Origin of the sequence: Neobacillus solisequens (assembly GCF_051233465.1) — a bacterium.
GTDB lineage: Bacteria > Bacillota > Bacilli > Bacillales > Cytobacillaceae > Neobacillus.
Window position 1 is genome coordinate 14,954 of sequence record NZ_JBKFGJ010000007.1, and the last position, 21,092, is coordinate 36,045.

The 21,092-nt window shown below is 36.8% G+C and carries 17 protein-coding genes, 4 tRNA genes and 3 pseudogenes; 9 read left to right on the plus strand and 15 right to left on the minus strand.

Features of this window, described 5'->3' with window-relative positions; all coding sequences use genetic code 11:
* Positions 1-8: 8 nt before the first annotated feature.
* Positions 9-152: pseudogene (locus tag ACI3K6_RS09150) on the minus strand (hypothetical protein); the annotation flags it as partial.
* Positions 153-1,012: 860 nt separating this feature from the next.
* Between ACI3K6_RS09150 and ACI3K6_RS09155 the strand changes: the two are divergent.
* The 4 genes and pseudogenes from ACI3K6_RS09155 to ACI3K6_RS09170 all read left to right on the plus strand — a co-directional run.
* Positions 1,013-1,171: pseudogene (locus tag ACI3K6_RS09155) on the plus strand (pyridoxal 5'-phosphate synthase lyase subunit PdxS); the annotation flags it as partial.
* Between the two features lie 383 nt (positions 1,172-1,554).
* Positions 1,555-1,739, plus strand: a pseudogene (locus ACI3K6_RS09160) (IS4 family transposase); the annotation flags it as partial.
* A 302-nt stretch (positions 1,740-2,041) separates the two neighbouring features.
* Positions 2,042-2,440 carry a (deoxy)nucleoside triphosphate pyrophosphohydrolase gene (locus ACI3K6_RS09165; protein WP_435554569.1) on the plus strand — a complete coding sequence of 133 codons (399 nt, stop codon included), beginning with the start codon at positions 2,042-2,044 and terminating at the stop codon, positions 2,438-2,440.
* 28 nt (positions 2,441-2,468) lie between these two features.
* The gene (locus ACI3K6_RS09170) at positions 2,469-5,360 is read left to right on the plus strand and encodes a DEAD/DEAH box helicase (RefSeq protein ID WP_435554570.1); all 2,892 of its coding nucleotides are present in this window, start codon (positions 2,469-2,471) and stop codon (positions 5,358-5,360) included.
* 469 nt (positions 5,361-5,829) lie between these two features.
* Here the strand turns inward: ACI3K6_RS09170 and ACI3K6_RS09175 are convergent, their stop codons facing one another.
* On the minus strand, positions 5,830-7,056 hold the full coding sequence (locus ACI3K6_RS09175; protein WP_435554571.1) for an alpha/beta hydrolase family protein: 1,227 nt from the start codon (positions 7,054-7,056) through the stop codon (positions 5,830-5,832).
* Positions 7,057-7,238: 182 nt separating this feature from the next.
* On the opposite strand from ACI3K6_RS09175, the gene ACI3K6_RS09180 reads away from it, so the two are divergent.
* From ACI3K6_RS09180 to ACI3K6_RS09200, 5 genes are all read left to right on the plus strand, one after another.
* On the plus strand, positions 7,239-7,790 hold the full coding sequence (locus ACI3K6_RS09180; protein WP_435554572.1) for a PadR family transcriptional regulator: 552 nt from the start codon (positions 7,239-7,241) through the stop codon (positions 7,788-7,790).
* Between the two features lie 155 nt (positions 7,791-7,945).
* On the plus strand, positions 7,946-8,590 hold the full coding sequence (locus tag ACI3K6_RS09185) for a VC0807 family protein (RefSeq protein WP_435554573.1): 645 nt from the start codon (positions 7,946-7,948) through the stop codon (positions 8,588-8,590).
* Between the two features lie 34 nt (positions 8,591-8,624).
* On the plus strand, positions 8,625-9,221 hold the full coding sequence (locus ACI3K6_RS09190; protein ID WP_435554574.1) for a TetR/AcrR family transcriptional regulator: 597 nt from the start codon (positions 8,625-8,627) through the stop codon (positions 9,219-9,221).
* 109 nt (positions 9,222-9,330) lie between these two features.
* The gene (locus tag ACI3K6_RS09195) at positions 9,331-9,837 is read left to right on the plus strand and encodes a GNAT family N-acetyltransferase (RefSeq protein WP_435554575.1); all 507 of its coding nucleotides are present in this window, start codon (positions 9,331-9,333) and stop codon (positions 9,835-9,837) included.
* A gap of 21 nt (positions 9,838-9,858) precedes the next feature.
* The gene (locus ACI3K6_RS09200) at positions 9,859-10,500 is read left to right on the plus strand and encodes a DUF2306 domain-containing protein (RefSeq protein WP_435554576.1); all 642 of its coding nucleotides are present in this window, start codon (positions 9,859-9,861) and stop codon (positions 10,498-10,500) included.
* Between the two features lie 71 nt (positions 10,501-10,571).
* Here the strand turns inward: ACI3K6_RS09200 and rlmH are convergent, their stop codons facing one another.
* The 13 genes from rlmH to ACI3K6_RS09265 all read right to left on the minus strand — a co-directional run bounded on the left by rlmH (position 10,572) and on the right by ACI3K6_RS09265 (position 20,730).
* Entirely contained in the window at positions 10,572-11,051 is a 480-nt protein-coding gene (rlmH, locus tag ACI3K6_RS09205) for a 23S rRNA (pseudouridine(1915)-N(3))-methyltransferase RlmH (protein ID WP_335479408.1), read from the minus strand.
* A gap of 101 nt (positions 11,052-11,152) precedes the next feature.
* Positions 11,153-11,311 (minus strand): CxxH/CxxC protein, encoded by a 159-nt coding sequence (locus ACI3K6_RS09210; RefSeq protein ID WP_335479410.1) that lies wholly within the window; start codon positions 11,309-11,311, stop codon positions 11,153-11,155.
* 133 nt (positions 11,312-11,444) lie between these two features.
* Entirely contained in the window at positions 11,445-12,698 is a 1,254-nt protein-coding gene (locus ACI3K6_RS09215; protein WP_435554577.1) for a S1C family serine protease, read from the minus strand.
* Positions 12,699-12,882: 184 nt separating this feature from the next.
* Positions 12,883-13,677: an MBL fold metallo-hydrolase gene (locus ACI3K6_RS09220; RefSeq protein WP_335479415.1), complete on the minus strand. Its 795-nt coding sequence runs from the start codon at positions 13,675-13,677 to the stop codon at positions 12,883-12,885.
* A 5-nt stretch (positions 13,678-13,682) separates the two neighbouring features.
* On the minus strand, positions 13,683-14,477 hold the full coding sequence (locus ACI3K6_RS09225; protein WP_435554578.1) for a two-component system regulatory protein YycI: 795 nt from the start codon (positions 14,475-14,477) through the stop codon (positions 13,683-13,685).
* Positions 14,464-15,786 (minus strand): YycH family regulatory protein, encoded by a 1,323-nt coding sequence (locus ACI3K6_RS09230; RefSeq protein WP_435554579.1) that lies wholly within the window; start codon positions 15,784-15,786, stop codon positions 14,464-14,466. Before ACI3K6_RS09230 ends, ACI3K6_RS09225 begins: the two co-directional genes overlap by 14 nt.
* Positions 15,783-17,609 (minus strand): cell wall metabolism sensor histidine kinase WalK, encoded by a 1,827-nt coding sequence (walK, locus tag ACI3K6_RS09235; RefSeq protein ID WP_435554580.1) that lies wholly within the window; start codon positions 17,607-17,609, stop codon positions 15,783-15,785. The genes ACI3K6_RS09230 and walK overlap by 4 nt, the downstream gene beginning before the upstream one ends.
* Before the next feature lie 9 nt (positions 17,610-17,618).
* A complete protein-coding gene (yycF, locus tag ACI3K6_RS09240; protein ID WP_335479423.1) occupies positions 17,619-18,329 on the minus strand; it encodes a response regulator YycF in 711 nt (236 codons plus the stop codon).
* 161 nt (positions 18,330-18,490) lie between these two features.
* Complete coding sequence (locus tag ACI3K6_RS09245; protein WP_435554581.1) at positions 18,491-19,942, minus strand: peptidoglycan DD-metalloendopeptidase family protein; 1,452 nt, start codon at positions 19,940-19,942, stop codon at positions 18,491-18,493.
* A gap of 389 nt (positions 19,943-20,331) precedes the next feature.
* Positions 20,332-20,404 (minus strand) — tRNA-Phe (locus tag ACI3K6_RS09250).
* 22 nt (positions 20,405-20,426) lie between these two features.
* Positions 20,427-20,503, minus strand: a tRNA-Asp gene (locus ACI3K6_RS09255).
* 66 nt (positions 20,504-20,569) lie between these two features.
* A tRNA-Glu gene (locus ACI3K6_RS09260) sits at positions 20,570-20,641 on the minus strand.
* A gap of 13 nt (positions 20,642-20,654) precedes the next feature.
* Positions 20,655-20,730 (minus strand) — tRNA-Lys (locus tag ACI3K6_RS09265).
* Positions 20,731-21,092 lie beyond the last annotated feature (362 nt).

Genomic DNA, 21,092 nt, shown 5'->3' on the forward strand with positions numbered 1-21,092 from the left:
TATCAACATTAATTGAAAATTTTACATAATTTCTTTGAAATCTCATCTTTATTTTTTTTGAAAAATTCTTCAGAGGTTTCCTTCGTATTCATATATGGTGTCAATACTGCCGTACAAAGCACTGTCACTTTTCCTACAGTATTCCATTCATCCTCTGAAAAGGAAAATCACTCCTCCTATAATTCCATGGTGTGTTCTTATTCACTCTGTAAATATCATAATGTTACCTTTGAAAATAATTTGTAAGAGTTTTTAAAGTGTTAATTCACCTGCCTTATTAATTGAAAATGCTTAGATAGTATATATAAATGCATGGATTAGTACAAAATATTAAACTTGGTTTTGTATTCCAAACAGATTACCAATATATTCTATCACTATCTTTAATCAGTATAAAATATTAAACCTAGTTTTGTATTTCAAACTAATCACAATCAAATACTATCACAAATTCAATACAAAACAAGATTGGTTTATTAAATAAATATGATTGTTAACAAAGTAGTAAAAAAAATGTAATTAAATGTTCATGAGTTTTATAATTGTGAACATTCGAGGGAATCAGTAAATTTATGAAGCTTTCTCTTTTCTCGTCGAATCGTTAGAAAACATACAATTATAAGATTTTGAAACAGTATAAAGAGGAATTCATTCCTTTGTTTTTTCGGTCTAGCATTTCACTTTAATTTGCCAAACCAACTAGCAGAATAAGAATGTTAAGACTCAAATTGTAATTATGTTAATGTTTTAATTAGTGAAAGAATTACCATGTTATATTTCCCTGGATTTTTATATATCAATAAAAAACATGTTACGAAACTTTCGTAATCCATACCCTATAGCCATTTCATTCAATTTTTGCTCATAATTAGAGCACCTGTTATGCCTTGACAGAAGTCCCTTTTGTTGTTTATTGGAATTACGTATGTAGATACTAACTGAATTAAAACAATTCCCTTGGATTCCGTAAGATATAGGGAAATATTGTTAAAAATACGAGGAGGCTTTTTGAATAGAAACAGGAACAGATCGTGTTAAACGTGGAATGGCAGAAATGCAAAAAGGCGGCGTTATTATGGACGTTGTCAATGCGGAGCAAGCTAAAATTGCAGAGGAAGCCGGGGCTGTGGCTGTTATGGCATTAGAGCGCGTTCCATCTGATATCCGTGCTAATGTCCATCACACCAATATGCGATGTATCATAGCTGGCAAGTCTTTTTGCCAATAAATTATTAATTTCAAACTTTAACATTTACTTTTTTTTCATAATTGCTATACATTAACCATGTAACAACCGAGAAAATAATGGGTCCAGCCATACTCCAAATGGTTGTTTGCATATCCCCTTCTAGAGCTGGCTGTATGACCTAAAGAAATTTGCAAGCCCCACTGTCAGAACAACAATCCATTTCCCAAAAATTTGCGCTCAATTGCGTTTTATATACGATAAATAGCTTTTTTATTTCCGCTTTTTCTTAAAATACGGGAATGCAAGTGTGATAAATACATACGGTATTATCCATCGAAACAAGTATGTTAAAGAATGCGGCCATTGTAGCTCGAATCTACAGAATGCGTTGGGATATTGAGGTCTTATTTAAGACAACCAAATCTTTATTGCGTCTACAAAAGGAATTCCAAGGTATGTCATATAACTTTTTTAATAGCAATACAACCATTGTGTTTTCTAGATACTTTTTTCTGTCATGGCGAACCGCTGCAACACAGATCAACGCACCTATTGGAAATTTGCTCGAATGGTTATAGCTATTTAACTTGTTTCCTTAAAAATATCAGGATATCTTAAACGTATATACTAGGTGACTATTTTATAGTACTAACATCTTATACAATAATTACAAACTTCCGGTTTACTATCATTTGTGGTACGGTTCACCGTGTTAGAACAAAGTGAGGTTTTTTATGACAAATTCCCCCATATGGCTACCTCGAATAATTCTTTAACTATATTTTCTTTACTTAACTCCTTTACTAAAATAAGCTAAACTTAGTTTAAAAAATAGAATAAAGGGGATCTATTATGAAAAAAGCTGTCCACGTCGTTGGTGCTATTATCGAAAATAAAAAATATGAAATCTTTTGTGCGTTAAGAAGCCCAGAAATGTCCTTGGCAAATTATTGGGAATTCCCAGGTGGTAAAATAGAAGATGGAGAAACACCTGAACAAGCGTTAGAACGTGAAATTCAAGAGGAATTTTCCTGCTCGATTAAAGTAGGTTCAAAAGTAGAAGATACAGTGTATGAATATGAAAACGTAATTGTACGACTTGAAACCTTCAAAGCAGAACTAATAAATGGACAACCTAAAGCATTAGAACATGCTGCTACGAAATGGGTTACACGGGACGAAATTACAAAACTGAATTTCGCCCCTGCAGATATCCCTGCGGTGAAGAAGATTGCGAAGGAAGAAATATGAGAATTCGAAGGAAATGATGTGAATTAAAATGGAGCAGCAGCAACTTATTCGAAAAATCGAAAACTCCCTATACAAAGGATTTATCGATCAAAACAAACCAGTCTCTACTCAATTTAAACCCAAACTTTTAACAAACAAACATCATGAAACTGTCCTATCTACATTACTTCAAGAATTAAAAACATGTAAAACATTTATCTTTTCTGTCGCCTTTATTACTGAAGGTGGTTTAGCAACCTTAAAAACAATGCTTTACGACCTAAATCAAAAAGGGATAAATGGGCGCATTTTAACTTCAACATTTCTAAATTTTAATCAGCCGAAAATGTTTAAAGAGCTTCTAAAACTTGATAATGTTGAAGTCCGCGTAACTAGTGAAAAGGGGTTTCATTCAAAAGGATATATTTTTGAACATCAAGACTTCTACTCATTGATTGTCGGAAGCTCTAATTTAACAGACAGTGCATTAAAAGCAAACTATGAATGGAATGTATTTTTAACTTCATTAGAAAATGGAGAAATTATTAACCATTTTAAAAATCAATTTGAAGATGCTTGGGATGAAGCAATTCCTTTAAAGGAAGAATGGATTGCTAATTACAAACAACTTTTTGATCTACAACCTTTTGTTAAGAATACTTCTTCGAATGCGCTTGAAATAAATGCTGAATATTTAACAAATGCTCTTGCTGATAGCTTAGCAATTCAACCAAATAAAATGCAGAAGACTGCGCTCGAACAATTGAAGGCACTTCGTGCAACAGGCGCTAAAAAAGGATTAATTATCTCTGCAACAGGTACAGGTAAAACGTATTTATCTGCTTTTGATGTTCGAAACTTTGCTCCTGGCAAAATGCTATTTATTGTTCACCGTGAACAAATCTTAAAGAAAGCGATGCAAGATTATCGAAGAATTCTCGGTGGGCATGAAGATGATTTCGGCATTCTTTCCGGTACCTCAAAAGATATTCATGCTAAATACTTATTTGCAACGATCCAAACAATTTCAAGAGATGGCTACCTTCAGCAATTTGCGAAGGATCAGTTTGATTATGTGTTGATAGATGAAGTACATAAAGCAGGTGCTGAAACTTATTTGAAAATTATTAATTACTTTAATCCGCAGTTTTTACTTGGTATGACCGCAACACCTGAACGAACTGACAGATTCAACATTTATGAGTTGTTTGATTACAATATCGCGTATGAAATCCGCCTACAAGCAGCCCTTGAAGAAGAAATGCTCTGCCCATTCCATTATTTTGGTGTTTTAGACTATGAAAAAGATGGAGAAACCATTGATGATGCAACAGAACTTCGGAAATTAGTATCCTCTGAACGTGTAAAACACATTATTGAGAAGATTAATTACTATGGATATTCAGGTGATTGTTGTCGGGGATTAATGTTTTGTAGTTCAAAGGAGGAAGTTCATGAACTTTCAACTGCTTTAAACCATAAAGGTTTAAAAACGATTGGATTAACTGGTGACAACTCACAAGAAGAACGCGAAGAAGCAATTCGCAAATTGTATAATGGAGAACTCGAATACATTTTAACGGTTGATATTTTTAACGAAGGAATTGATATTCCATTCTTAAATCAAATCGTAATGCTCCGCCAAACCCAATCGAGCATTATCTTTATACAACAGCTTGGTCGCGGTCTGCGTAAACACGATTCTAAAGAATATGTGGCAATTATTGATTTTATCGGAAACTATAAAAATAACTATCTAATTCCAATTGCCCTTTCTGGTGACCAAACCATGAACAAAGATAACGTCCGCCGAAAAACTGTAAATACAGACTATATACAAGGCGTGTCCACGATAAACTTTGAGGAAATTGCCAAAAAGAAGATTTTTGATGCTATTAACAATACTAATTTATCGACATTAAAAACATTACGGGATGCTTATTCAGAAATGAAAAATCGTTTAGGTCGAATTCCTACCCTCTTTGACTTTATTGAGCAAAACTCAATCGACCCTGAAGTAATCGTAGGTTATTCAGATACATACTATAATTTTAAATTGAAAATGAAAGAGTCAATTACTTCTCTCACTGAATATGAACAATCTGTTTTAGAAATGTTTTCAAAAGAGTTTTTGAGTGGAAAGCGCATACACGAAATTCTTTTAATTGAAACGCTACTTACCTATGAATCAATTTCTAGAAAATCATTCATTCAAAAGTTAAAAGAATTCGGTACCTATGTAGACGATGCAACAATTCAATCCGTTGAAAACATGTTCTCACTAAGATTCCATGTTCAAAATGATGTGAAAAAATATAAATTTAGGCCAATTATCGAAGTCGTTGATGAACACTATCAATTTAATGTGGAAATTCAAGAGAGTTTGAGAGATTCAAATTTTAAAAGTTATATTGAGGATATTGTAAAATGCGCTTATTTAAAAAATGAAAAATATGATAAAACAAAAGCATTGACGTTATTTGAGAAATATTCCCGTAGAGATGCTTGTCGATTATTAAACTGGCCGCATGATGATGCATCAACCATTTATGGGTACCGAGCAAAACATAACACTTGTCCAATCTTTGTTACGTACCATAAAAAGGATGAAGTTGAAACAAGTCAAGCTTATGGAGATGAATTTTTATCACCCGAGCTATTCAGATGGTTCACTCGTAATCGTTTAACACTGGGTTCCATTGAAGTAAAGAACATCACATCCTATAAAGAGTCAGGAATGAAAATTCATCTATTTACGAAAAAAGATGACGGCGAGGGCACAGATTTTTATTACCTGGGCCAAGTGGACATTGCCGAAGATAGTATAAGAAATGAAACCATGCCTGATGGAAAAGGAAATCATCTATCAGTCGTTACAATGAATTTAGTACTAGAACAGCCTGTGCAGTATGATATTTATCATTATTTAGTAGAAGAATAATAGTTAAATATAAACTTGAAGGCATAAATTTGTTAATTAATTATAATAATGGAGTGAGCCAATTGCTCACTCCATTATATTTAAACAATTTATATTATCCTGTCTAATAATTTTTATTTGGTAAAACCTAATCCTCATTTACTTATGATACGGTTCACAGTGACGAATCTAAATGAGGTTTTTTCATTTCTCCTAACCATTAAGCCCTTGTTCTTTTAAAATCTGTAACTTAAATACTTTTCAATCGTATTTTTTATCACTCTTGAATTGGTCATGTTCTTAAGTTCAACAGCCAGTTCCTTTAACATCACTTTTTTATCGATTGAAGTTAATTATGCTCTCTCAACTTGTGGGAGTTGTTCAAAAGATTAAGCGAACCTTCAACCACCATTTCGTCGTTATCTAAGATTGTAGTTTTTTTATATTTTCTTAGATTGTCCAGTCTCCACAAAAGGATTAGTAACTTTTTTTATAAAGCAGAAATAGTGTTTTGATTATTCAAGCCACTTTCTATATTCAATGTCTCATCTAACCATTCAAACATTCGTTGATTAAAGTAAACAAGTGCCCCAAATTGACAGTGTTCCTCTGCACCATCTTCAGCAGTAAAACTCAAAAATGTCTTTGGACAGGTTAAAGCATCATAAAGCATCTTTGGCTGTCCGGCAAAAAAGTGATCGGCTTCTGCCTCACAAACTAATGTTGGGCACTTTATCTTATCGGCCACTCCCTCAAGTGTGATGGCATCTGTTTTCTCAATAAGGTCGATAACCGACGAAGCTCCATAGGTAAACATTCCATTTTCAATAGCCCATTGAACACTCGTACTTTGTTTCATTAAAAATTGAACGAACTCCTCCATAAATGCTGGCTTATTAAACTCCTCGTCGCTACCTTGGTAAAACTTCCTCCCCATTTCACGGAATTGATTGGAAAATAATCCATCATTGGCGATACATGCGGCTAAACGGTGTTCAAAGGCAGCAGCACGTGGTGCTAAATATCCACCCAGACTAATTCCTAATAGGGCTATTTTTTTCGTATCAACTTCTGACCTTGTTACCAAATAATCGACAACAGGTGTGACAACCTTTTCCCAATCATAACGAAAAGGAATTTTTTGTTCACGTATCACTGATCCTTGCCCTGGTCCTTCAAAGGTTAAACAATTATAGCCTCGTTCAAGGGCCGATACCACCACTTCAAAATATAATTCCTCTCCTGTTGAATCAAATCCACCATGTACTAGTAATGTTGGTCGAACTTTTTGATCTACACTATAAAAATAACCAGGGATAGTGGTATCTTCATAGGGAATTTCTACTTTCTCAACAGAAATATTTAGTAACTTAATGGCTTTGTGAAAGGCATGACGACTTTTCCCCCATGTATCCAATATACGTGGGTCCTGTTGATTTCCATGCAGGAAAAATTCCGCTGTCCGGTAGTAGTTAGAGGCACGCAAATAATTTTCCTTTGCATTCACTAATTTTCCACGCTCCAAACTTTCTTCACCATATGCAAAAACACGTTCAGCTGTTTTATACCATTCTGTATACCAACTTTCCATATCCCCTTCTCTAATCCGATACGCTGTGGCAAGACATTCACCGATATCAGCTCCACCGAATGGAGCGTAACTTAACGTTCTTAACAGTTCAAAAGAAAAAGTGTCATCATTGAAAATTAATTTCATCAATAATCTCTCCTTTATGATTCTATAGGTTAATTTTAACACATGTAAAAAGTATCATAATTAGGATTTATATGTCAATAAAAACATATGTTACTATTAACCTATGTTAAATACTTGAATATCCATTTTAAACAAGATATAGTATATAGGTCGTAAATTATTAATGAATAGGTGATATTTTTATGAGCTCTATACAAAAAGCAATGCTTACCTTACTGGCACGTGAGCCATTAACTGGATACGATATAAAACAACAAATGAATTCGAGAATGGGAGCATTTTGGAAAGCAAATAATAATCAAGTTTATCCTGAGTTATCGAAAATGGAGGAAGAGGGTTTGATACGTCTTAAAGAGGTAGAACACGACTCTTATCGTCCACCTCGGAAGGTATACGAAATCACTCAGGTTGGAAAAGAGTCATTGATTGAATGGACAATTGAGCCTGTAGAATTAGCTACCATCAAGGATGAGTTTCTTGTTAAGGCTTATAACACATGGTTAGTCGACCCAGAAAAGATGCTGATTCGAATCGAAGAGGCAAGGAATCTGCATATTAAAAAATTATCCATCTATTTAGACAAAATGGAGGAACTTAAAGATATGCTTGATCCTAACTTGAAATTTGATCCAATTTCTTCAAGTATGGACGTAGTGGAGCATGGAATTCTTTATGAACGTATGTATATAGAATGGTGTGACAAGGTAATAAAGAAACTACAAAAATCAAAATGAGACTTATTAAAAAAACTGCATGTTATGTTGGTAAAGTTGTCGCCTCCAATATACCTTGCAGTTTTTTTGTTAAAATTTTCAAGAAACAGATTGACAAACCGACGGTCGGTTTGTATGATTGGGATATAAATACAGGAAAGTAAGGAGAGATAAAATTGACCCTATCCTCTAAAAGAAAGGTCATTCAATCCCTAATCGTCAGTATCTTAATAAACGGAGTCGTACCTGTTGTCGTCTATAATTTACTCCTAGACTATTTCACAAGTTTTGTTTCATTGCTCTTTGCAACGCTAGTCCCACTGCTGGATAATCTATATCATATTGTGAAATATAGAAAGTTTGATGCTTTTGGACTGTTTATGCTTACGGGCTTCATTCTTAGTCTATTGGCGTTTTTATTAGGCGGCAGCGAGAAATTGATTTTAATGAGAGAGTCGTTAGTCACGGGAATATTAGGCCTTATCTTTATTGGTTCCCTCTTCTATTCCAAACCGCTCATTTATCATTTTGCGATTAGATTCAGTTCTAATGATGAGTCAGATCAGAAAAGCAAGTTTGCGAATAACTGGGAGTTCTCCTATTTTCGCTTCGTCATCCGCTTAATGACAGCTGTGTGGGGAATTGCCCTATTAGCGGAGGCAGTCATTAAAACGATACTTGTGTATGAACTCTCGATTTCTGCTTTCTTAGCAGTTTCACAAATTATTTTCTACAGTGTGCTCGGGGTCACAATTTTATGGACGGTCATCTATCGCAGATACGCAAAAACCCGCCTAGATTTATTAATAAATGAAAAATGATACATCAAGTAATTTAATAAGGAAGGTACAAAAAATGTCTAATCCAACTTCTCATGAAAATCTAAGCTTTCAGAATATCTTAATAACAACAGAGGAACTTATTCTGGAAAAAGGCTGCAGGAATACGACACTCAAAGACATTATTGAAAGAACAGGTCTTTCCAAAGGGGCTATTTATCATTATGTTGCTAGCAAAGATGAATTGTATGGACTTATTTTAAAAACCAAAATAGAACAAATGAATGAAAAATTTAATCAGTTAATTACTCAATCTATGGAAACTGCCCCAGATGCGGGACGGTTTGGCATGGCCACTCAATATTTCCATTCCCGACAGAATTCAAATGATGTAGGGAATCTAATATTCGTATACCTGTTAAGCCAGGATGATGAAAAAGTGAAAAGCATTTTAAAAAGTGTTTACCAATATAGTAAGGCAACAGGTGTTCAATGGATTGAGTTGGGGCAACAAAATGGTGTGATCCCCCCAAATATCGATGCAGAGAAAATGGCCACCTTATTTATGACTTTTTCCTATGGCCTTAGGGTAACGCAAATCCTTTCCTCCTCTGAAGATGAACAAGTAGCAACAAGTGATATTTTTAAATTACTTATCAGAACACTTTCATAGATTATTCGATTAAAAAATAAAGTATGTTGGGCAAAATCCGAATAAGGATTCTCCCGTTTCTTAAACAAACCGACTGTCGGTTTATTTTATAGAGCAAGAGGTGATGATCATGGAATTCGTAGCAATTCGATTACAAGAATTACCCGAAGTGAATCAATTGTATACTGAAGTCACTTCTGATTTAAGAAGAAAGGGTATAGATCAATGGGATCGTTTCTACCCCAACAGTTTTGTTATGAAAAAGGACTTAAAAAACGGAACTTTTTTTGGAATAAAAATGGAAAATCACCTGATTGGTGCCATTGTTCTCGATACGAACGAAAGCAAACAGTATTTGAAACTTCAATGGGAAGATTATACAGGCAGGCCATTAATTATTCATCGATTAGCTGTCCATCCTTGCCACCAAGGTAAAGGAATAGGAAAAAGGCTGCTAAACTTTGCTGAAGAATATGCTTTGGAAAAAGGCCATACCAGTATTCGATTGGATGTGTATTCCCAAAACCGTTCGGCTATTGGGATGTATGAAAAAGCTGGTTATCAAAAAAGAGGGTCTATCAGATTTCCATTAAGAAAAGTGCCTTACCTATGTTTCGAAAAGATCATAAGAATATAGATTATTAGGAGGAATATGCTGGTGAAAAAAAGCAAAATAGTAAATCCTGCTGTAATTGGACTTTATGTTACAGTTCTACTATTCAGCGCTTATATATTCGTGATGTTTTTTGTAATTGGGACCGAAAACGCACCGATGGTGAAAGGAAAAATGGAGGGCGAAAACTTTAATTTGCCTATTTGGGAAGCTTTTTTCTATCCTCATATTATCCTTGGTACAATCGCACTGGCAATTGGTCCGTTCCAATTGACTAAAATGAGCCGTAAAAACCCAAAGCTACATCGGAATTTAGGAAAAATTTATGGGTTTACCATTTTTATTAATGTATTGCTGGTACCCTACATTTCTCTTTTTTCTACAGGCGGCAGGCCAACTATGATTGCCTTCCTCGTATTGAATGCCTTTTGGCTTGTGACAACAGCTATGGGAGTCCTTCGGGGATTCCAGAATAGAATACCCTCACATAAAACTTGGATTTTACGTAGTTATGCCATCACATGGGTTTTTGTTACCTTTAGAATTGCTGTTATTCCATTCTCTGCTTTTTTGGATGCATCCAACAGTTTTCCGATAGCCGTTTACCTTTCAATTGCTTTAAATCTCCTTTTTGTTGAATGGAAAAGGAAAAAGAAGGCTTTGTTTCATAACTCAATTGTACAATAAAAAATCAGGTGAGAAATTCGCCTGATTTTTTCAACTTATAATTTTCCAACCCTTCTAATAGAAAACTTCATTTACTTATGATACGGTTCATTCTTATTAATCCGAAAAGCCCGATAAACCTGCTCCACCAAAATCAATCTCATCAGCTGATGAGGAAAGGTCATTCGCGAAAAAGAAAGCTGTTCATTTGACCGCTTCAGTACTTCCTCACTCAGCCCCAAAGATCCGCCGATCACAAAGGCTACTTTACTTTTTCCATATGTAGCAAGTTTATCTAGGGTATCGGCCAATTCCTCGGAGGATTGCATTTTTCCTTGGATCGCTAGTGCAATGACATGAGCATCCGAACTAATCTTAGATAGAATCCGTTCACCCTCTTTTTGCTTTACCTGCAGCATTTCCGCTTCACTAAGTTCTTCCGGTGCCTTCTCATCCGCGACCTCAATCATCTCCACCTTTGCATATGCAGTTAATCTTTTTAAATACTCATCAATGCCTTGCTTTAAATACTTTTCTTTTAATTTACCAACCGTAATTATTGAGATATTCACAATCCACAGCCCTTTAAAATTTGATTACAAACAGCTTACGAACAAGATATCCACAGAAGTTATCCACATATTCACATTTTTTGTCCACATTTTGTATGGAATCATTTGTTCGCCACAACATATACTGCGTTATTTCGACAATATTCACAGCTTGTTGATAAGTTATCCACATCTACTTTTTCCAATACGGGAAATGTTTCATGTTCATGTACAATGACATCTAAAGCAAGTTCCACGTGTTCTTCACAGCAATAAATCAAGTTTCTTCACCTTCTACTATCATTTTTATACTAGTTTTGACTATTATTTTACCAGTCATTCTTCGCAAACTCTATCCATCATACCATTAAAAAAACAGGAAAGTAACTGGATACCTTCCTGTTTTGCCTTTTACTATTGAACTTTATCCCCAGTAAGAGTCAAACTGGTCTCTTTCAGCTTGCCATCTCGATAAAATTTAATCTTCATTTTATCCCCAATTTTCTTTTCTTGGTATAAATGCTTTCTTAGATCTATTACATCATTGATTTTCTGTCCGTCCATATCCACAATGACATCTAGTTCCTTTAATCCTGCCAAGGCAGCAGGTGAACCTGTTACTACTTGGCGAATGGCTACGCCTTTTGTAACATTACTAGGGAGCTTTAATGCTTCCTGCTGATAATATTGCGGAATTTCTTCAACTGATTTTAAATCTACTCCCATATACGGACGCTTAACCGTACCGTACTTCTCAAGGTCATTAATAATAGGTTTCGCGGAATTAATCGGAATCGAGAGACCAATTCCCTCAACTGCCTCTTGAGCAATTTTCATGGAATTAATGCCGATTACTTGTCCAGCCAAATTGATTAAGGCTCCGCCGCTATTGCCAGGATTAATGGCTGCATCCGTTTGCAGCACTTCTGATTGCCAATCAACCACTCCATCTTGGTCAATATCAACAGGAATAGTCCGTTTCAGACCGGAGATGATTCCTTGGGTAACAGAACCGGAGAAAGTAGGTCCAAGCGGGTTGCCAATTGCAATAACGGGTTCACCCGTTTTTAAGCTGTCAGAATCACCAAATTCCGCTACTTTTTTAATCTTGCTGGCATCCACCTCAAGAACGGCTAAATCTGTCCAGACATCACTGCCAAGAAGGGTCGCCGGGATCTTTGTTCCATCTGAAAGACTGACCTCTAGTCTAGTAGCTCCTTCTACGACGTGGTGATTGGTTACAACGAAAGCATGATTGCCTGAAGTTTTATAAATAACACCTGATCCTGTTCCTGCTTCTTCTTCTCCAGAACCCTGGTTGTTATCGGACCAAAAGCTGGAACGTGCAGCTTGAATGTTCGTAATGCCGACAACCGCATCTGCCACATTATTGATGGCTGAAGTTGTATCGGTTTTTACGTTATACGAAACTTGTTTTTGAACAACATTTTGTTTAGTAGTATCTGTATTGTTATTTACCTCTGGTGCAGCACTTTGATTAGGTTCTGTTTTATAGGGAAGTACACCGCTGTTGGATAAGGACGGGATCGCAATGACCATAAGGATAGCTCCAATAATGCCCCCAACTAAGCCACCCATTAAGACTCCGCCTCTATTGCCCTTTTGATCTCGATAGCGATTCGGTGAATGATCGTCATAGTAACCCAATTTACACCAATCCTCTCTTTTAAAACCATTGCTACGTTTTATTTTGGCTTATATTTTCAATTATACTCTATTTACAAATAATTAAAAAAATAAGTGAGACTATTCTATAAATGTTCCAACTTTATTCATATTTTTTTCATAAAAAAGTGAGGCACTCTAGTAAAAGAGCGCCTCACTTACATATTTATACGGCTGTTAGGATCGTTGGTATTTTAGGATCTGTATCACAGAGATCAAATTGCTCTCCAACCATTATCCCTCGGCTTTGAAGGGTTTGTGATACGGCCATGCGCGCCAAGTCTTTCATATTATTATCAAGACTCAAGTGCGCAAGATAGATTCGTTTCGTATTGTCTCCAACGACATCACTCATGGCTAATGCCGCATCTTCATTAGAAACATGGCCGACATCGCTTAAAATTCTTCGTTTGATGTTCCAAGGGTATCTTCCCATCCTCAGCATTTGGACATCATGATTGGATTCAAACACGTATACATCCGCGTTTGAAATAATTCCTTTCATTCGATCGCTCACATAACCTGTATCTGTAATCAAGACCAGCTTTTTTCCCGCATGATGGAAGACATAAAACATTGGCTCAGCTGCGTCATGAGAAACGCCAAAGGATTCAATCTCCACCGATCCGAAGCTCTTCACCGTTTCCGTATTAAAAACGAATTTTTGCTCAGTGGGAACGGCACCCACTAAGTTTTCCATCGCATGCCATGTTTTTTCATTTGCAAACACGGGCAATTTGTATTTACGGGCAAGAATTCCTACCCCTTTAATATGATCGCTGTGCTCGTGGGTGACAAAAATGCCTGACAGCTTACTGATATCACGGTCAATTTGTTGAAAAAGCAGTTCCATTTGCTTTCCGCTAAACCCGGCATCGACTAAAAAGGAGTGTTCGTCTGATTCTACATAAAGAGCATTCCCTGTACTCCCACTTGCCAGGATACTATATCGTAATGACATTCTATTCACTCCACACTTATTTTTTCATCACTGTTAAATTGGATAATTTGGCCCTCAAAGGCGTTAACAAAAAGGTCATCCTTATCGTTCACCACAAAGTGCCAGGTTGGTGCCAGCACTTTAGATGCTGATAACTTAATCAAGGTCGAATAGCCAAGCTCCACCTTGGTTATTTTGCTTTTTGGTTTAAGTTCACCCTTTTGGTACAAGGTTTCAATAGCCTTCAATGGAGGAAGGATTTCTTCTTTGGATGCCAATTTTTGAACTTCATCTAAATAGGTTTGTTGATAGGAAACGATTTGATGATCAGCATTTAATGTAAAAGTAATCATCCCGCTAATATTTTTAAATAAAGGGAAATTTTCATAATGCTGATAATACGTGATCGTGTTCTTTTTATCACTTTTCTCCCAATACTGATAATGATCGCCATAAGGCACATTGCCCTTTAGAAAATTAGTCAGCTCCGCCGGCTCAAATTTTTCACTAATCTGATAGGGCTTTTCTAACGTAACGAGCAGGGTTGTCCCATCATCCTTAGTAATGACTTCTCCCTTTACCTTGGCTAAGTCTGACTTAGAAAAGACCTTTGCTTTTGCACTTAAGTATTGTGCTTTAATCTGTGTTTTAGGTAGGTCTATATATTGAATTTCATCATTTTTCAATTTTTCCTCTAAGGAGGTTTCTGTTATCACTTCATACTTATTGGCATCACGGATTTTCATGAATTGAAACAGCAAATACACATCTAAAATTAAAAACGTAAGGATAAAAATGGTTTTTATCTTACTCCAATCCATGCTTTAATCCCCCCAGATCTTCCATCGTAATCTGTCCCCATGTTTTATCATAGCGATAGAACCAGGCCGGTTCTAAGAGGATTACTTTGCTTTCTTGCGAATCCACTCCCATTCGATAACCTAACACTAAATCTTCCAGCAACTCAGGCTTAAAGTTCTTCTTATTTTGCAAGAATTTCAAGGCATCATGGCCAGAGGGGCGTGACACTTTTTGCATTTCAGCGGTAAGTCGTAGCTCTAGCTCTATGTTGGGACGGACGTAACTGCTAATTTCATTCCTTCCCCAAACCTCTGCTATTTCAGAAAGACCGTTAGGATTAAAGACCGGATAGCCGTCATTGGTATATAGACGGAATATCACGTTACTATGGTAATCGTTCTTAGACACATAACGAAATGGATCCGTCCAACCTCCGTGCTCATTGACAAAATCAATACTCCTTTTTACAAGGCCATAGGAACTGTCTATATAATCATCATCTGCCGTCGGGTTGACATAAGAGAGCATATTCGTATTGTAGTTAATCGTCATTTTACTAGAGTCGTTATTATATTCTTCACCTTGAGGCAGAAGACTTTTTTGAACAAAGCTTGGGTCACTGAAAAGAGCCTCTTTAAATTCCTCAGAATTAAGAGTTTTTGGCAAATACTTATAGGTCATCATTTCTGTTTCTTCCTCAGGCAGGAAAATCGTTCGATTACTGGATGCATTATAAGCAAAATACTTCGGAAGCCGAGTTGCATTTTTGAAAAAATCACGATTTAAAGCACTAATATTTGCTGCCGATATATGACTCATATACACCTGCTGATTTTCTGTGGAAATAAAATAAACAATTCCATTTTCATTTCCGGAAAGGGCAACATTAATAATAATCCGATTAAAGTTAAAGGCAGGTATCTTCTTTTGTTCAATCTTTAAGACACTCCGATATAATTCAATGGGAACCTCTCCGGGAAACATAATCTCAACATTTCCTGCTTCATGTGAAATATCATTCAGCTTACCTACTTTATCAGTATAATTTTTCACATCCATAAAGGACCACTTGCTCATTTCTCTGACAAGCTTGTCCAGTTCATCGGTATTATTCGTACCATAGTGCTCATCCTTAACATGATAAAGTACACGATCAGGACGGATTATTTTTTGTACTTCCTGCTTTTCACTTAACGTAACTTCAGCCACATTCGGGCTGCTATCCAGTTCTTCATAATTAGGCTGATAGGTCCAAAGGTTCCATGTCAAAAAGATGCTGATGAGCACCAAAATGGTTAAAATAATCGATTTGCTATTTTCATATTTCATGACCATTCATCCTCTTCAGTAGGCTCATATGGCAAAGCAAAAGAAATGGTCGTGCCTTTTCCCTCTTCGCTAGTTGCCCAAATGTTCCCTCCATGGGCATGAATAATTTCCTTGGCAATTGCCAGACCTAAACCTGTTCCACCCATTTTTCTCGCCCGTGCTTTATCAACTCGATAAAAACGGTCAAATATTTTTCCCACGCTCTCTTTTGGAATTCCCACTCCTTGGTCCGAAACACTGACAAATATAACTCTTTCTTTTATTTCAATTGAAAATGTAACAGTTCCGCCCTCAGGTGAATATTTCAAGGCATTAGAAATAATATTGTAGAGAACTTGAGTCATTTTATCCTCATCGATTTCAACAAAAATCACATCATCCGGTAACACCCGTTTAAACGTTACATTTTGTTCTTTTGCGACCTCAAAGCGGTCAATAATTCGATGATAAAAATCAACAAAATTAACCCATTCCACCTTCATTCGATAATCGGTACTATCCATTTTTGAGAGTGTCAATAAGTCGTTAACGAGACGGATCATTCGCTCGGTTTCTGTTCTCGTGACATCTAAAAAGTTCGGAGCGATTTCTTCATCCTTCCAGGCTCCATCGACTAGTGCCTCAAGATAACTGCGCATCGTTGTCAATGGAGTTCGCAATTCATGGGAAACATTTGCGACAAATTCTCTCCGTTCTGCATCCACCTTTTCCTGTTCGGTAATATCATGAAGGACACAAATAAGGCCATTGACAAAGCCAGTTTCTTTTTGGATGACAGAAAAATTAGCGCGAAGAATGTATTTTTCCTTCTTCGTACTATAATCCAAAATTAATGAATCAGACTCTTCCAAAAGGTCTTCAAATGTATTGGTATCATCTAAATCAAGCAGCGAAACAATCGGTTGGGACAGGACTGTTTCACGTGAAACATTCAACATTTCAGCAGCAGGCTCATTGATCAAAATGACTCGGCCTCTTCGGTCCGTTGCAATTACGCCGTCAGTCATATAGGAAAGAACAGAGGAGAGCTTTCTGCGTTCTCCTTCGGTCATTGCTTGAGCTTCCTGCAGCTTTTTCGTTAAATTGTTAAACGCAACAGCAAGCGTTCCGATTTCGTCATTCCCATAGACTTTAACCTTACGCGAGAAGTTTCCCTTTGCCATAGCCATTGCCTGTTTCTTCATGTCGGCAATCGGTCTTGTAATCGTTTGAGCCAGTAAAATTCCCAATAAAGCAGTAATCGAGAGCGCAATAGCCGTCCCCGTTGCAAATATTCGATTGATCGTTTTCATTTGTTCAAAAACACTTTCAACCTTTGCGACAAGATAAATGGCACCAATCACTTTTTTGCCGGACTTTATTGGGGTGGAGAGGACCCAGGTTCGATGACCGGTTTGTGGGTCAATTAGAATCGCACTTTGGTCTTCTTCCAACACCATAGATTGTTTGATTCTCAATTCTGTTGTCCGTTGTCCAACCATTGCCTGATTTCCAGGCAATGAAGTGCCTAAAATTTTAAGGGAACGATTTTCAATCACCCTTACTTCAGAAATATCGCCGGCATCAAAATCTCTAAGGATTTTTTTTATATCCTCCTCAAGTGAAGGGTCCTCGGGTGCTCTTTGCTTCTCCATTTCCTCCCGAACATTGTAAGCTAACAAGTTCACACGTTCTTTTAACGAAGTTTGAAAATTGGTCCTTAACGTTTCTTCCAACTGTCTGACAAAATAAACACCGATAATTTGCATCGCAACAAGAAGAAGCAGGACATATATAATGACAAATTTAACGTGTATGGAGCGAAAGAAACCAACTTTTTTCATTTTAAAAAATTACTCCTGTTCAGGATTTCGCAAATAATATCCTACCCCGCGACGTGTTACAATCCATGCGGGATGGCTTGGACTATCCTCAATTTTCTCTCGAAGCCGTCTGACAGTTACATCCACTGTTCGAACATCTCCGTAATAATCGTAGCCCCACACTGTTTGCAATAAATGTTCTCTGGTCATCACCTGACCGATATGCTTGGCCAAATAATATAACAATTCAAATTCGCGGTGTGTCAACTCAATGGTTTCACCACGCTTGGAAACGATATAAGCATCTGGATGAATAACAAGCGAACCAATTTCAACCTCATTGGTATCATTCTCTTCATCCGGTTGTGTAGTGATTTGCTGGTGGCGGCGCAAATTTGCCTTTACTCTAGCAATTAATTCTCTTGTACTGAATGGCTTCGTTACATAATCATCAGCGCCCAATTCAAGCCCAAGGACCTTATCAATTTCTGAATCCTTTGCCGTCAACATAATAATCGGCATTTCATATTTTTTCCTAACTTCCCGGCACACTTCCATGCCATCTTTTAAAGGAAGCATAATATCTAATAAAATTAAATCAGGCTGAATCTCTTCTACCAAACGCAATGCTTCGTTCCCATCATAGGCACAATAAACATCGTAGCCTTCTTTTTTTAGATTAAACTGTAAGATATCAGCAATTGGCTTTTCATCATCAACTACAAGAATTTTCTTTTCCATACCATTGCTCCTTTTTCAAAAAATTTAATTCAGAAGCCGCTAGAGGTCATACCTATTCTATTTTACTTTACCACTGTTCACGTCGAAATTCACCTATTTCAAGTATTTGTCATCTAGAAAAGGCAAAAAAGCCCCTAGTCGTAAAAACTAGGGACTTTATTTTATCGTAAATAGGAACGTGGGTTTTCCAGGCTACCGTTCTTATACACTTCAAAGTGTAAGTGGACGCCTGTAGCATCCCCGGTTGCTCCCATAATTCCAATCTGTGAACCCTTTGAAACCGTCTGTCCAACGTGGACATTTAAAGAGGACATATGACCATATAAGGTACGAAATCCATTTCCATGATCAATGATCACCTTATTACCATATCCATCACTCGTAAATCCTGCAGAAACAACAACACCGTTATCAGCTGCTAGAATGGCTTTGTTGCTAGGGCGCGCAATATCAATTCCCTTATGCATTTTTCCCCAGCGATAGCCCATTTCACTGGAAACATAACCGCCAACTGTCGGCCAGGCAAAGTTCCCTTCCCCGCGAGACGGTACCTCTTTTGTACCTTTTATAATAATATTATTAACAGGCTGTTTTATGATTTGTTCCGAAGTTTGATCCTTCTTTATGGTCATCCCATTTTGTTCAGAAATTTTGTAAGTTGCCAAACGCTCCCCATTTTGTCCTTCCTGTTGGACTCTTGTTTCACCCTTAGGCATAGATGCATCTTCAACCACTTGTTGGGCGAACGGAAGACCTTCACGTTGGTTAACCTCTTTTTCTACAATCACATCAACATATGGAGTTAGAATGGTAATATTTAATTGTTGGCCAATGTGTAACAGGCTGTCTGCTGTTAAACCAGGATTTAGCGTTAAGATTTTATCTACGGTTAATCCATTTTGAGAAGCAATCGTTTCAAGCACATCGCCTTCCTTAACGGTATATGCCTTTTGTTCAAGTGTCCCTTTTTGTAAATAAGTGACTGCTTCATCAAGTGAAAGAATTTTGTCTGGCGCTACATTATTTTCTTCAATCGAAACCTCTTTAGATAGATGGACATCTAACAAACGAGTTTGATTTTCTTGCAGCGGTGTTAAATCTGCAGCATCATTTGACTTTTTGGCTTCTAACTCATGTAATTGATCTTCCGTAACATATTGTAATTCTAACTTATGAATGACATCATCAGCTGTCTTTTTACTATCCACATATACCACCGGCTTGCCGTCAATAACAATAGCGGCTGCCTCAGCCTTTAACTCAAGTGTATTTTTAAGCGTTTGCAAAGTTTCTTGGTTATTAACAGCAGTTTGGAAAACTCGCTCAGGTACAAATTGTACCTGCGATCCAAAATTGAAATCCAACCCATTTAAGGATTTTTTCATTGAATTTACTTTTTCAGATACAACTTGATTGACTGCTTCTTTATCGGTAACATTTCCTATATATGTACCATTAAGATAAACATGATAGATGGTAGTCGTTTTGGACGAAGTTGCCAAAGCAACCGGTCCATTACTGAACGCAACAACAGATGCAGCTAATACAGTTGCAGCGGTTGTTTTCAGCATTAAAAACTTTTTTGACTTTGAAGCCTTATTTGAAAAAAACATTTATTCCTCCTAAACCACGGTATATCCCTCTTAAACTATTAAAATTACTATATTAGGATTATCCAGAATTTTAGTCCTTTTATAATTTATCATAGTTTTCTTCAAAATAAATACTAGTTGCTGTAATGTAACACAAATGTATAATTGCTGACATTTTCCTACATTCTTGTTACATTTGTTAGTTATAAAATCCTTAAAAAATTCAAAATAAATAGGGTAAAATCCTTATCATATCAAGGTTCACACTAGTACTAGAGTAATAGGAATCAACATTACAAAATAGGACAAGTTTAGCAGTGGTTTGTAAAAAAAAGGAGGTTTTATTACAGCTGCGTTACGGGGCGGATGCAAAAAAGAAGCCTGCATAATTTACGGGCTTCTTTTTTAGATGGCTCAGGACGGAATCGAACCGCCGACACAAGGATTTTCAGTCCTTTGCTCTACCGACTGAGCTACTGAGCCATATCTTTGCTTTTATGTATAGTGGCGGTCTGGACGGGACTCGAACCCGCGACCTCCTGCGTGACAGGCAGGCATTCTAACCAACTGAACTACCAGACCAAATAATTAATGACAGTCAGCAAGGAAGCCGTCCTTGCCGGCTACTTGCCGACCATCAAATGCCGATGACCCCTACGGGATTCGAACCCGTGTTACCGCCGTGAAAGGGCGGTGTCTTAACCGCTTGACCAAGGGGCCATTTTTATGAAAATGGTGAGCCATGAAGGACTCGAACCTTCGACCCTCTGATTAAAAGTCAGATGCTCTACCAACTGAGCTAATGGCTCGTACTATTTTTGCCGCCCTATCGTGGCGACGTTTTTTATAATATCATGGATCCTATGTTTATGGCAATAGTTTTTTAAAAAAATTTAATTTTAGAAGACGTTTAATGTTTTTCAGATGTTATCTTAGGGGGAATTATGGCTCTGCAGTCTTCCTTCTCGCATTACTTTTTTTAAAAGTAATTTAATCTACTATGTTTTTTTTCAACTGCTTTTTCAGGAACGTAGAGACCCTCTATATTCCTCCTTTTCACACTGCGGCTGCTTTTTCGGGAACGTAGAGACCCTCTATATTCCTCTTTTCACACTGCTACTGCTTTCTCAGGAACGTAGAAACCTTCTATATTCCTCTTTTCACACTGCGG